The 12,560-nt window shown below is 69.6% G+C and carries 14 protein-coding genes; 10 read left to right on the top strand and 4 right to left on the bottom strand.

Annotated features, from left to right (window positions below):
• Positions 1-228 precede the first annotated feature (228 nt).
• From ACXJKD_RS03650 to ACXJKD_RS03620, 7 genes are all read left to right on the top strand, one after another.
• Positions 229-426, top strand: coding sequence for a hypothetical protein (locus ACXJKD_RS03650; protein ID WP_457253002.1), 198 nt, complete (start codon positions 229-231; stop codon positions 424-426).
• Between the two features lie 104 nt (positions 427-530).
• Positions 531-1,337 carry a hypothetical protein gene (locus ACXJKD_RS03645; RefSeq protein ID WP_457253001.1) on the top strand — a complete coding sequence of 269 codons (807 nt, stop codon included), beginning with the start codon at positions 531-533 and terminating at the stop codon, positions 1,335-1,337.
• Positions 1,338-1,401: 64 nt separating this feature from the next.
• Positions 1,402-4,125, top strand: a complete 2,724-nt coding sequence (locus ACXJKD_RS03640) for a tetratricopeptide repeat protein (RefSeq protein ID WP_457252999.1) — start codon at positions 1,402-1,404, stop codon at positions 4,123-4,125.
• 111 nt (positions 4,126-4,236) lie between these two features.
• Complete coding sequence (locus ACXJKD_RS03635) at positions 4,237-4,926, top strand: hypothetical protein (RefSeq protein ID WP_457252997.1); 690 nt, start codon at positions 4,237-4,239, stop codon at positions 4,924-4,926.
• A complete protein-coding gene (locus tag ACXJKD_RS03630) occupies positions 4,923-5,627 on the top strand; it encodes a DUF2306 domain-containing protein (protein ID WP_457252996.1) in 705 nt (234 codons plus the stop codon). Before ACXJKD_RS03635 ends, ACXJKD_RS03630 begins: the two co-directional genes overlap by 4 nt.
• The gene (locus ACXJKD_RS03625) at positions 5,624-5,869 is read left to right on the top strand and encodes a hypothetical protein (protein WP_457252995.1); all 246 of its coding nucleotides are present in this window, start codon (positions 5,624-5,626) and stop codon (positions 5,867-5,869) included. Before ACXJKD_RS03630 ends, ACXJKD_RS03625 begins: the two co-directional genes overlap by 4 nt.
• A gap of 173 nt (positions 5,870-6,042) precedes the next feature.
• Positions 6,043-6,708, top strand: a complete 666-nt coding sequence (locus ACXJKD_RS03620) for a GmrSD restriction endonuclease domain-containing protein (RefSeq protein WP_457252994.1) — start codon at positions 6,043-6,045, stop codon at positions 6,706-6,708.
• Positions 6,709-6,782: 74 nt separating this feature from the next.
• On the opposite strand, the gene ACXJKD_RS03615 is transcribed toward ACXJKD_RS03620, so the two are convergent.
• On the bottom strand, positions 6,783-7,115 hold the full coding sequence (locus tag ACXJKD_RS03615; RefSeq protein WP_457252993.1) for a DUF6299 family protein: 333 nt from the start codon (positions 7,113-7,115) through the stop codon (positions 6,783-6,785).
• Between the two features lie 659 nt (positions 7,116-7,774).
• Here ACXJKD_RS03615 and ACXJKD_RS03610 point away from each other — a divergent pair.
• Positions 7,775-8,113 (top strand): tyrosine-type recombinase/integrase, encoded by a 339-nt coding sequence (locus tag ACXJKD_RS03610; RefSeq protein WP_457254152.1) that lies wholly within the window; start codon positions 7,775-7,777, stop codon positions 8,111-8,113.
• On the opposite strand, the gene glnA is transcribed toward ACXJKD_RS03610, so the two are convergent.
• Positions 8,016-9,440, bottom strand: coding sequence for a type I glutamate--ammonia ligase (gene glnA, locus ACXJKD_RS03605; RefSeq protein WP_457252992.1), 1,425 nt, complete (start codon positions 9,438-9,440; stop codon positions 8,016-8,018). The genes ACXJKD_RS03610 and glnA overlap by 98 nt on opposite strands.
• Before the next feature lie 132 nt (positions 9,441-9,572).
• On the opposite strand from glnA, the gene ACXJKD_RS03600 reads away from it, so the two are divergent.
• Complete coding sequence (locus tag ACXJKD_RS03600; RefSeq protein WP_457252991.1) at positions 9,573-10,049, top strand: RDD family protein; 477 nt, start codon at positions 9,573-9,575, stop codon at positions 10,047-10,049.
• Between the two features lie 9 nt (positions 10,050-10,058).
• On the opposite strand, the gene ACXJKD_RS03595 is transcribed toward ACXJKD_RS03600, so the two are convergent.
• The gene (locus tag ACXJKD_RS03595; protein ID WP_457252990.1) at positions 10,059-10,664 is read right to left on the bottom strand and encodes a PadR family transcriptional regulator; all 606 of its coding nucleotides are present in this window, start codon (positions 10,662-10,664) and stop codon (positions 10,059-10,061) included.
• Complete coding sequence (locus ACXJKD_RS03590; RefSeq protein ID WP_457252988.1) at positions 10,661-11,500, bottom strand: DUF4097 family beta strand repeat-containing protein; 840 nt, start codon at positions 11,498-11,500, stop codon at positions 10,661-10,663. The genes ACXJKD_RS03595 and ACXJKD_RS03590 overlap by 4 nt, the downstream gene beginning before the upstream one ends.
• Positions 11,501-11,627: 127 nt before the next feature.
• On the opposite strand from ACXJKD_RS03590, the gene ACXJKD_RS03585 reads away from it, so the two are divergent.
• Complete coding sequence (locus ACXJKD_RS03585) at positions 11,628-12,506, top strand: ATP-grasp domain-containing protein (protein WP_457252987.1); 879 nt, start codon at positions 11,628-11,630, stop codon at positions 12,504-12,506.
• Positions 12,507-12,560: the final 54 nt, after the last annotated feature.

Here is a 12,560-nt window from a genome sequence, read left to right as displayed (position 1 = left end):
GACCTGCGCAGATCGGCGTCCGGTCGACGGCTGGTGCCCGACTCGCCCCGCTTCGTCCCGGACTGTCCGGTCAGCCGTTCGGCCAGTGGTCCCTGACCAACGAATGAGACGGCATGCTGCGGCGCGCCACCACCACCTGGCGTCCGGCATCGTTCATGCTGCGCGTCAGAAGACGGCAAGGTCGCCGATCGGCTCCACGAACGATCGGCCTGGGCACAGAAGGGCCGGATGGACATGTGGCAGCAGCTGCTCGATCGCTTCGTCCCCCTGATGGATGGCGACGCCTCCGCGCTCGACCAGCGTGACGGCGTGGGCGCCTCCCTCGGAATGGTCTCGACGGTCCAGGCCCGCACCGCCGACGCGTCGCGGGCCAGTGGCCGTGGCCGCTCCTCCTTCGAAGGCTCGATCAGCCCGCTGACCTCCTGACTGCACTCAGGCCGCGGTCGCGCCTGATTGCTTTTCGCCCCCCGCGCGTTGCAGGGTGGTGGGACCGTGGGCAACCAGCTGCCCACCTCCCGACGGAGAGTGCCATGGGCTTCCTCGACCGACTGCTCGGCCGCGAACCGCTCCAGACCCAGGGCGGGTATGCCGGCCAGTCGCCGTCCACGCGCCCAGCCCCCTCGCCCACCGGGCCCTCGCCCACCGGCCCGGCGTCCGAAGATGACCGCGCCATCGCGCGCTACCGCTACCTCCTGCGCACCGCGCCGCCGGAGTCGTTGGAGCAGGTGCACGCCGAGGCGTTCGCGCGCCTGACCCCAGAGCAGCGCCAGCAGGTGCTGGCCGAGCTGTCCTCGGGGCTGCCGGCCGGGGAGGCCCCGCCCACGGCTGACCCGCAGTCGATGGCCCGGGCGGCAACCCGCGCCGAGCTGCGGCAGCCGGGCTACCTCGAGCAGACCTTCAGCCGCGGCCGGTTCGGCGGCGGGATGGCCGGCGGAGGGATCGGGATGGGCGGCACGATCATGGGCTCGATGATGGGCACCATCGCCGGGGTCGTCATCGGCTCCGCCATCGCCGACTCGCTGTTCGACGGCTACGACTCCTCGCCGGAGGCCGCCGAGGCGGGCGACACCTCGGCGGCCGACGGCTCGGACACCTCTGGCTCGGACGGGTCCGGGTCGGACGGGTCCGGGTCTGACGGGTCGCAGTCCGACGGGGGAGGCGCAGGCGGCGAGGTCGCGGCCGACTCGACCGGCGACGCTGGCGCGACAGACTCCGGTTACGACTCGGGCGGGTACGACGCTGGTGGCTTCGACGCTGGTGGGTTCGACTCTGGTGGGTTCGACTCGGGTGGGTTCGGCGGCGGCGACTTCGGCGGCGGCGACATGGGCGGCTTCTGAGCACTAGCGTGGGCCGGGCAACGCCACGCATCGGTCGGTGGTGCACCTCGGAACGGGGGAGCACGTGGCACGTCCGCTGATCGGGACCAAGCTGTACGTCCCCCGGCCACGGCAGGGTCTGGTGGCCCGGCCGAGGCTGCACGACGTCCTGCGCGCGGGGGAGCAGGCGCGACTGACCCTCGTGTCCGCACCGGCTGGATTCGGCAAGACGACGCTGTTGTCCGACTGGGCGCGGCGGACGGCCACGACCGGGCGAGCGGTCGCCTGGGTGTCACTCGACTCGTCGGACAACGAGGCCGCGTCGTTCTGGAGCTATGTGGCCGCCGCGCTGCAGCGGACCGTGACCGGTCTCGATCCCGCTGCGGGGGATCGCATCGAGTCCGGGCCGATGTCGCCGGAGGCCCTGCTGACTCCCTTGCTGAACGGTCTGGGTGCTGCACCTGACGAGGTCTGGCTCGTGCTCGACGACTACCACGTCGTCGTCGATCCGGACGTCCGCGCGGGAGTGACGTTCTTCCTCGAGCACCTCCCCGAGAACGTCCACGTCCTGGTCAGCACGCGCGCCGACCCGGACCTGCCACTGCCGCGCTGGCGGGTGCGTGGCGAGCTGGTCGAGGTGCGCGCCGCCGACCTGCGCTTCACCTTGGGAGAGACGACGGACTACCTCAACGCCGTTGCGGGACTTGGCCTGGCCCACTCCGACGTCGCCTCGCTGGAGCAGCGCACCGAAGGATGGATCGCTGCGCTCCAGCTCGCAGCGGTGTCGATGCGGGGTAGGGCTGACCCGAGCGGCTTCGTCTCGCGGTTCGCCGGCACGGACCGCTACGTCGTCGACTACCTCGTCGAGGAGGTCCTCGCCCACCAGCCCGAGCACGTCCGCGACTTCCTGCTGCGGACGGCGGTGGTGGACCGCCTCACCGGTCCCCTGTGCGACGCGCTCACCGGACGCTCCGACGGCGAACGGGTCCTCGAGGTCCTCGAACGAGCCAACTTGTTCCTCGTCCCGCTCGACGACGACCGGCGGTGGTACCGCTACCACCACCTCTTCGCCGACGTCCTGAAGGCGCACCTGCTGGCCGACCACGCCGACCTGGTCCCGCTGCTGCACCGGCGGGCGAGCCACTGGTACGAGGAGCAGGACCTCGCCGACGACGCGGTCCGGCACGCGCTGGACGCGGGGGACTTCGACCGCGCGGCATACCTCATGGAACTCGCGGTGCCGGCGATCCGGCGGCACTGCCGCGAACCCCTCCTGCTCGGCTGGCTCAAGGAGCTGCCCGATGCGACAGTCCGGCGCAGTCCGGTGCTCAGCGTGTTCTACGGCTACCTCCTCATGGTCTCCGGTGACCTCGACGCGGTCGGGGAGCGATTCGACGATGCCGAGCGGTCGCTCGCGGCGGGCCCGGACCCGTCCCCCCCGTGGGCGGAGACCGACGACCTGCGCACGCTGCCCGCGACGATCGCGGTGCACCGCGCGGCCATCGCCCAGGCGCATGGTGACGTCGCCGGGACCGTCGCCCACGCCACCCGCGCGCTCGAGCTGGCCGGCCCGCAGGACCACCTCGCGCGAGGCGGGGCGGCGGGCTTCCTCGGGCTCGCGGCCTGGGCGAAGGGCGACGTGCGGACCGCGTTCGACACGTTCACCGAAGCGGTGGCGAGTCTGCACGCGGCCGGCAACCTGGTCGACGAGCTCACCAGCACCGTGGTGCTCGCCGACCTGTTGGTCGCCGCGGGTCGACCGGGCGAGGCCCGTCGCCTGTACGAGCGGGCCTTGGACGTGGCGGAGGCGCACGGCGAACCCGTCGCCCGTGCCACAGCCACCCTGCACGTGGGACTCAGCGAGCTGGACCGTGACGCTGGAGACCTCGACGCGGCTACGCGCCACCTCGACGCAGCCACCACGCTGGCCGAACGGGCGCCGATGATCGAGAGCCTGCACCGGTGGTTCGTGGCGAGAGGTCGCGTGGCGGCGGCGGGCGGCGACCCGCACGAGGCAGACGCGCTGCTGACCAAGGCAGAGGAGAGCTACCGACCCGGCTTCTTCCCCGATGTCCGTCCCATCGCGTCGATCAGGGCCCGGGTGTGGATCGCGGCCGACGACCTGTCGCGGGCCTCGCGCTGGGCAGCGGAGCGAGGCGTGTCGACCGATGACAGCCCTGACTACCTGCGCGAGCACGACCACCTGACCTTGGTGCGGCTGCTGGTCGCTCGACACCGCCCCCACCCCGACCCGGGCGCGCTGGACGACGCGCTCGGCCTGTTGCGGAGGTTGGCCGACGACGCCCGGGCCTTGGCTCGCAACGGCAGCCTCCTGGAGATCAGCATGCTCACGGCCGTGGCCCTCGACGCCTCGGGCGATCGCGGACGAGCGGCGACGGTGCTCGCCGAGGCACTGGCCGACGCCGCCGAACCCGAGGGCTCCGTGCGCCTCTTCCTCGACGAAGGTGCCCCGATGGTCGAGCTGCTGCGTGCCGTCGAACAGCGGGGGGCTGCCGGGCCGGGAGGGACCGCCGCCGCACGCGCTCGACGCATCCTCGGCCGCAGGGGAGCCCACGGTGGAGGCGTTGACGGTGGACTTCAGGTGCGCGCGGCGACCGAGTTGCTGAGTGAGCGGGAGCTCCAGGTGCTGCGGCTGCTCGACAGCGAGCTGACCGGACCGCAGATCGCCCGAGAGCTGTTCGTGTCGCACAACACGCTGCGCACCCACACCAAGCACATCTTCACGAAGCTCGACGTCAACACCCGTCGGGCGGCGGTCCGCAGGGCGCGCGAGCGGGGCCTGCTCTAGGGATCACCCCGTCGGTCACATCGTCGGGTGACGCCACGTCACCCTGTCGGCTCCTACCTTCAGGTCATCCCCCGCGGCGCCTCGCCGAGGACCTCGACCCAGGAGCCAACCATGACCATCACCACCGCCAAGCTGATCCGCGCCGCCGGCCTCTGCGCCGTCGTCGCGGGAGTCCTCTTCATCGCCGTCCAGGTCAAGCACCCGCCGCTCGACCTCGCGTTCATCTCGACGACCGAGTGGAAGGTGCGCCAAGGCACCAAGGTGGTCATGGCCGTGCTGTCGCTGGCCGGCATCACCGGGATGTACCTGCGGCAGGTGAGGCAGACGCGGGTCCTGGGGCTGCTCGGCTACAGCCTGTTCGTGATCGGCTACCTGATCATGCTCAGCGTCGAGATCATCGGCCTCGTCGTCCTGCCCTCGATCGCGGACACGTCGCCGGGTTACGTCTCCGACGTGGTCGCCGCTGCCACCGACGGCAAGGCGGTCGGGGACCTCGGGCTCATGGGACCGCTCAGCATCGTCAACGCGGTCACCTACCTGCTGGGTGGATTCCTCTTCGGTGTCGCACTCTTCCGGGCCGACGTCCTCGCCCGATGGGCGGCTGTGGTCCTGGCCGCCGGCACCGTCGCCACCATCGCGATCCCCTTCCTCCCGCAGGTGAACTTCCGGCTCTTCGCGCTCCCCATCGGCGTGGCCATGGTCGGGCTCGGGTACTCGCTCTGGAGCGAAGGTCGCAGCCGGGCTACCCAGCCCGCCACCACCGCGGACAGCTCGCGGCGCGACCTGGCCGGCGCCAGGTGACCACCTCCGGCACCACGGCACCCACCTCGTCGACCAGGTCGGCAGGGTGGGTGCCGTACGCGCTCGTGGCCCTCAGCGCCATACCCGTGATCGCAGGCTCGCTGCGCCTCGTCGAGGTGCTCGGTGGTCCGCACGTCATGCCGCACAACGCGCGCATCACCGCCTCGCCGGCCCCGGTCGTGGTGCACATCCTGAGCGTCATCCCGTATGCCGTCCTGGGCGCCTTCCAGTTCTCCTCCCGTCTGCGTCGTCGTCGCCCCGGCTGGCACCGGGGGACAGGACGCGTGCTGGTCGTGCTCGGGTTGGCCGTCGCGTTCTCCGGTCTGTGGATGACACTGTTCTACCCCCGCCAGACCGACACCGGTGGCCTGGCCTACCTCTTCCGGCTGGCTGCCGGGTCGGGCATGGCCGCCAGCATCACGCTCGGCTTCGCAGCGATCCGTCGTGCCGACGTCGCCACCCACCAGGCCTGGATGACGCGGGCGTATGCGCTCGCCCTCGGCGCCGGGACCCAGACCTTCACCCTCGGCCTCGCCCATGCCGTCCTCGGCGACCGGTCGCCATCGACCGACCTCGGTCTCGGGGCCGGCTGGGTGATCAACCTCGCGGTCGCGGAGCTCGTCATCCGCCGCGGCAGGCGAGTCCGCGAGGCTCGTCCGGGTCGCAAGGCCAGCTTGGTCGCTCGGGTGGGCTCGCCGTGATCCAGCCGGACCGCCGACCACCGCCCACCGGCTATCGGCTGCGGGTCGACGGGCACCTCGGGGCGCACTGGGGCTCGTCGTTCAACGGGTTCACGGTGACCCACGAGCCTGACGGCACCACCACCCTCACCGGAGAGGTAGCCGACCAGGCCGCGCTGCACGGACTGCTGGACCGGGTCCGAGACCTCGGCCTCACCCTGCTCGCCGTCCAGGTCGACCATCCGCAGACCCAGGGTCGGTGAAGAGGCGCAGCCACCCGTCCACGGCCGGGGCTGCGCCGGAACCGGCCATGAACATCAGCAACTGGCATGACAGCACTCCGGCCGTGCTGCCGGGGGAGGCCCTCAAGCCGGGTTTCTCGGCGTCTATCTAGATTCCGAGGACGTCCGAGGGTGAGTTGTGGTCCGCTGTATGCGTGACTTCGCGCCGCCTGATAGCCGCCGTGCTGGCGACACTCACGTCAGCCAGCCTGGCTATCGGCGCCGCGGCCCCTGCGGAGGCCGCCACCACGAGCGCCCGGTCGCTCCTGTTCAAGATCAGCGTGGCCTTCGAGAACAACGCCAGCTACGACAGGGCCAAGTTCCAGGACTGGATCGATGCCAACGGCGACTGCCAGAACACCCGCGCCGAGGTCCTTGTCTCTGAGTCACTGGTTCCGGTGTCCTACACCTCGAGTAACCGGTGCTACGTCCGATCCGGCAAGTGGGTCTCCAAGTGGGACGGACGCACATGGACCAACCCTGCCGACGTCGACATCGACCACCATGTCGCCTTGGCCGAGGCGTGGGGCTCTGGGGCCCGCTACTGGAGCAGCACAGACCGCCACCGCTACTCCAACGACCTGTACTACCCAAACCTCAATGCCATCACGGACAACCTCAACTCGTCCAAGGGGGCGTCCGACCCGGCGCAGTGGCTGCCTCCGCTGACGTCCTCCCGGTGCCTCTACGCGATCTACTGGGTGCAGATCAAGTATCGGTGGCGGCTGACGATGGACTCTGCCGAGCGCACCAAGCTCTCAGGCATCCTTTCTGGCACGTGCGGCTCGCGGACCGTCACCATTCCTGCAAGGGCACGCTGACAAACGCTCTACGGCACGGCACCGCACACGGCCTGTCTCGCCTTCTAGGGCGAAATGGTGTCCGCCGCCCGTGGTCACATCACCTTGAGCTTGACGGTGCGCGTGGTGGTGGCGGTGGAGCATCCCCGCTGGTTGCAGGCTTCGACCGTAACCGAGACGTCCGCGGTGCCACCCGTGAAGAGGAAGGTCGACGACGAACCCCTAGCGGTCCAGCGGCCTGGGCCCGTACACGAGGCGAGGCCGGTGAAGGTCAGGGGCGCGGTCTGCACCTGGCGCTTGTAGAACTGGCGGACGGTGCCGCTGATCGACGGCGTCCCCGACGACCCTGAACAGTTCACGGTGCCAGAGACAGTCACGGCGCCGGCCTTCTTCGCGACGACGCCCGAGGGGTCGATCGCCGCGCTCACCGCCGGTTTCGGCGGGAGGTAATCCGCTGTGAGAGTGATGGTGCCGGACTGCTTCAAGTCGCCTGCGGTGGACCAGCGCTGGAGGGTTGCGCTGAACGACGCTCCAAAGGGTCTTCGTGAGGAAAAATCGAGGTGGATTGATCAGGCGGATAGGCGGGTCCAGCGGTCCGTGGGCGTAGGGATTCTTGGATCCCCTGGGGTCAATGACGGCATCATCCCGAGGTCGCCGTGCTCGAGGAAGACAGCGCCGAAGTCGGGGAGCAGCGTCCCTACGTGGCCACCACGGATCAAGTCTGGAGCGTCTACGACGCTTTCCCGGAGGGCCCGCGCCCTGCGGTCCTGTTGGGCGCGTTCGCGGGCCTCCGGGTGTCGGAGGCCGCGGCGCCAAGGGGTATCCGACGTCGACTTCATGCGTGGCATCGCTGGCGCCAGCGATCCGGTACCCGGCCCGGCCGTTGAGTTGGAGACGTCTATGACACCAGTTCCCATAGCGTCCGAGCTGGCGCTGATGTTGTCGGCCGAGGTGGCCCGCACCGGTGCTGATGTGCTGGTGACATCAGAGATCCAGAGGGCTGCGACGCCATGGACGATCGAGCGCGCGATGCGCGAAGTCCGGGGGACCGTGAAGGGCCTGCCCGAGGGTTTCCGCTTGCACGACCCTGCGGCACTACTTTGCCTCGCTGCTCATCTCGGCAGGGCTGGACGTCAAGGTCGTCCAGGCGCGGCTGCAGCACGCCTCGCCGATGACGACCCTCAACACGTATGGGCACGCGTGGCCCAACGCAGACGAGTCCGCCCGCGCTGCCGGTGACGGCAGCGCGGGCGGACTCGGTGGACGTTCGCTCGTTCCTCGCTCAGATGTCGCTGTTCCTTCTGTTCGATATCTGGCTCGTTCCTCGCTCAGATATCGAAGTACATCTCGAACTCGTGCGGGTGCGGGCGGAAGCGGATCGGGTCGACCTCGTTCTTGCGCTTCCACTCGATCCAGGTCTCGATGAGGTCCGTGGTGAACACGTCACCCTCGAGCAGGAACTCGTGGTCGGCCTCGAGGGCGTCGAGCACCTCGGGGAGCGAACCGGGGACCTGCGCGATCGCGTCGTGCTCCTCCGGCGGCAGCTCGTAGAGGTCCTTGTCCACCGGCTCCGGGGGCTCGATGCGGTTCTTGATGCCGTCCAGGCCGGCCATCAGCATCGCCGAGAACGCGAGGTACGGGTTGGCCGACGGGTCCGGGACGCGGAACTCGACGCGCTTGGCCTTCGGGTTGTCACCGGTGATCGGGATGCGGATGCAGGCCGAGCGGTTACGCGCCGAGTAGACCAGGTTGACCGGGGCCTCGTAGCCGGGGACGAGGCGGTGGTAGGAGTTCACCGTCGGGTTGGTGAACGCCAGCAGCGCCGGGGCGTGCTTGAGCAGTCCACCGATGTACCAGCGGGCGATGTCCGACAGGCCGCCGTAGCCGCGCTCGTCGTAGAACAGCGGCTCGCCGTCCTTCCAGAGCGACTGGTGCGAGTGCATGCCCGAGCCGTTGTCACCGAAGATCGGCTTCGGCATGAAGGTGACGGTCTTGTCGCCCTTCCACGCCACGTTCTTGATGATGTACTTGAACTTCAGCACGTCGTCAGCGGCCTGCTTCAACGTGTTGAAGCGGTAGTTGATCTCCTGCTGACCGGCGGTGCCGACCTCGTGGTGGGCGCGCTCGACCGTGAGGCCCGCGTCCTCTAGGGCCAGGGTCATCTCGTCGCGCATGTCGGCGAAGTGGTCGACCGGGGGCACCGGGAAGTAGCCACCCTTGTAGCGGGTCTTGTAGCCCTTGTTGCCACCTTCCTCCTCGCGACCGGTGTTCCACGCGGCCTCGATGGAGTCGATGAAGTAGTAGCTGGCGTTCTGCCTGGTCTCGAAGCGCACGTCGTCGAAGACGTAGAACTCGGCCTCCGCACCGAAGTACGCGGTGTCGGCGATGCCCGTCGACTTGAGGTACGCCTCGGCCTTGGCCGCGATGTTGCGGGGGTCGCGCGAGTACTCCTCGCCGGTGAACGGGTCGACGATGGAGAAGTTGAGGATGAGCGTCTTTTCCTTGCGGAACGGGTCGAGGTACGCGCTCGTGGGGTCCGGCACCAGCTTCATGTCGGACTCGTGGATCGCCTGGAAGCCACGGATCGACGACCCGTCGAACATCTGGCCTTCCTTGAAGAACTCCGCGTCGAGGCTCTTGGCCGGCACGTTGAAGTGCTGCATCACGCCGGGCAGGTCACAGAACCTCACGTCGACGAAGATGACGTCCTCGTCCTTGATGAACTTCAGGACCTCGTCAGCATTGCTGAACAAACCAACCTCCTGTGGTGGGGCGGGCGAAACCGCCCATGGCTCAACTGGTGTCGCCGTCGACCCTAACGGGTGGGGATTTCTCGCCCATGACCCGAATGTTTCACGGGTGTTACGACGTGAGAGGCTGGCGCCGTGGTGGACCGCAAGGACCTCGGGTCCTGGCTCGAAGGCCCGGGTTCGCGCTCAGGTGCCTCCTCGGCATACCCAGGAGAGCGACTTGGTATGCCGCGCACCGGTCGCGGTTCGATCGCCCGGTTCGGGCGTCGCCTGGTCGGCGTCCTCATCGACTGGACCGCCTGTCAGCTCATCGCGGCAGCGTTGTTCGACGTGCCGCTCCCGTTCGCCGGCGTGGCCTCCGGCAACGACACCCTGATCCTGCTCGGCCTGTTCGCGCTCGAGCAGCTGCTGCTCGTGGGGACGGCGGGCTACACGCTCGGCCACCGGGTCGTCGGCCTGCGCGTGCTGTCGCTCGACGGCCAGCGCGCCAGACCCTTCCAGGTGCTGGTGCGCACGGTCCTGCTGTGCCTCTTCCTCCCGGCGATGTTCTGGGACAAGGACGGCCGCAGCCTGCACGACAAGGCCGCCGGCACCCTCATCGTCCGCACCTGAGGGGCTTGGTCAGCGGCGGGTGAAGACGTCGCGGATCCGACCGGTCGCTTCGGTGAGGATGTCGATGATCTCGCGGCTCTGCTCACTGGTCAGCCCGTGCCGCTTCCACGCCGTGCGTGCCTCTGAGCGCAGCTCGGCAACCGCCTGCTCGAGGTCGCGGATCGCGCTGGGGTCACTGCCCTTCCAGCCGTTCCACGGCTCCTGGCCACCGACCGGCGTCGCGGTGCGGCGGGCCTCCTGCGCGGCAGCCTTGAGCTCGGCCCGCAGGTCCTTGGTCTGTCCGCGGACGCGCGAGCGCACCTGCTCGGCGAGCTCACGCACCGAGAGGTCGAGGTCGGACTCCAGGCTCGACAGCTCGTCCTGGCGGTCACGCACTTCCTGGCGCCCGGCCTCGGTGATCCGGTAGATCGCCTTGCGGCCCTCCTCAGCCCGCTCGACCAGCCCTTCCTCCTCCAGCTTGGCCAGCCTCGGATACACCGTGCCGGCGCTGGGGGAGTAGAGGCCGTTGAACCGGTGCTCGAGGTCCTGGATGACCTCGTACCCGTGGCGCGGTCCCTCGTTGAGCAGGGCCAGCAGGTAGAGCCGGAGCTGGCCGTGCGCGAAGACGGGGCTCATGCGGACGCCCCACCCGGCTGGGCGGCTGCGGCGGCCTTGAGCACGACGACGTTCCCGGAGACGGCGTTGGCCTTCACGCGCAGGCTGCCGTCGCCCTCGGTGAGCCGGTTGCCTGCGGTGTAGGAGTGCTTGTGGATCGCGTGCCCGTCGATGACGACCTGCCCCGAGGCGGTGTTGGCCGTCACGTCGTAGCCGCCGTGGGGGGCGCGGACCGTGACGTCTCCGGAGACGGAGGTCGACTTGATGCTGGCGGTGCCGTTGACCAGGTCGAGCGCCACGTCGCCGCTCACCGTGCTGATGCTGACCTCGGGCACGTCGCTCTGCTGGGCGGTGACCGCACCCGAGACGGAGTGCACCTTGAGGCGGCCGCGCACGTTGCCGCACTCGACCTCGCCGCTGACCGTGTTGATGTCGACGTCGCCGACCACGTCGTCGATGGTGATCGACCCCGAGACGGTGTTGGCCCTGGCCCCGGCTCGCATGCCCGCCAGCAACCCACTGGCGCTGACCGTGCTCACCGAGGTCTCGGCGTCCTCGGGGATCGAGATGCTCAGGGCCACCCGGTTGCGCTCGAGGCCGTCGAAGGCCTGCCGCACGCGGTCCAGGATCCGGGTCGAGTCGACCCCGTGGGTGATCTTGAGCTTCCACCCGTCCCAGGTGACCTTGACCGGCATACCCTCGATCTGGGCGATCTCGACGCGGGCGGTGGGGGAGTCGGTGTGCGTGACCACGTCGACGCGGCCACCGACGACGGCGACGCTGAGCCGCCCGACCTTCTCGCCGTCTCCGCCGATGTCGAGCACCCGGGGGGTGTCGATCGACCATTCCTCGCTCATGGGGTGTCCTCTCGCTGTGCTGTCGTGACCCAGAGTCACGCTATATCGCGTTGTCGAGACTCACGTTATATCGCGTATGCCGCGTCGCGCAAGCCCTCGTCGCGCGCCCGCTGCCACACTGGTCACCGTGAGCCGCATCGCCCTCTGCACCTGGTCCGATCCGTCGTACGTCGACCCCGAGCCGCCGGCGATCGCCGACGAGCTGCGCCTGCTCGGTCACGACGCCGACGTGGTCGTGTGGCACGACCGGGGCGTCGACTGGGGGTCGTTCGACCTCGTCGTGATCCGTTCGACCTGGGACTACTTCGACCGCCTCGACGACTACCTCCAGTGGGCGGACCACGTTGACTCGGTGTCGCGAATCATCAACAGCCCCAGTGTGATTCGCTGGAACTCCCACAAGGGCTACCTGCTGGAGCTCAGCGAGGCCGGTATTCCCGTCCTGCCCACCCTGGCCCTCGCGCGGGGGGCGGCGGACCCCGTCGACCGCATGGTGGCGACCGGCTGGGACGAGGTGGTGATCAAGCCGGCGGTCGACGGTGGGGCCAGGGGAGCACTCAAGGCGCCGGCCGGGTCGGCGGAGGCGGGCGCGCACCTGCTCGCCCTCGTCGCGGCGGGCGACACGATCGTCCAGCCGTACGCCGCGGGCGTGGAGGCGGGGGAGGTGTCGCTGTTCTTCTTCGGCGGCGAGCTGTCGCACGCGGTGCGCAAGGTGCCCAAGCCCGGCGACTATCGCGTGCAGGCCCTGCACGGCGGTTCGGAGGAGGTCCACACCCCGACCGAGGCCGAGCTCGACGTGGCCCAGCGGGCGATGGGCCACGCCCCGGATGCCCTGGTCTATGCGCGGGTCGACCTCATCGACGTCGACGGGCAACCGACCCTGATGGAGCTCGAGCTCATCGAACCCGACCTCTTCCTGCGGATGGCGCCGGGCTCGGTGACGCGGTTCGCGGCAACGGTCGCGGCGATGTCGGAGCCGGCCACGACGCCGAAGGTCACGGAATGATCACGAAATGAGAACGCTCCCACGGAACTCTTGACCCGGCGGCGGACCTGGTCC

This window comes from Pedococcus sp. P5_B7 (assembly GCF_054049895.1).
This window is presented reverse-complemented; position numbering and strand designations above follow the sequence as displayed.

Coding starts and splice junctions, on each gene's coding strand:
- ACXJKD_RS03635 (WP_457252997.1), top strand. CDS start 4,237: ATGACCATCACCACCGCCAAGCTGATCCGCGCCGCCGGCCTCTGCGCC.
- ACXJKD_RS03590 (WP_457252988.1), bottom strand. CDS start 11,500: ATGAGCGAGGAATGGTCGATCGACACCCCCCGGGTGCTCGACATCGGC.
- ACXJKD_RS03645 (WP_457253001.1), top strand. CDS start 531: ATGGGCTTCCTCGACCGACTGCTCGGCCGCGAACCGCTCCAGACCCAG.
- ACXJKD_RS03595 (WP_457252990.1), bottom strand. CDS start 10,664: ATGAGCCCCGTCTTCGCGCACGGCCAGCTCCGGCTCTACCTGCTGGCC.
- ACXJKD_RS03650 (WP_457253002.1), top strand. CDS start 229: ATGGACATGTGGCAGCAGCTGCTCGATCGCTTCGTCCCCCTGATGGAT.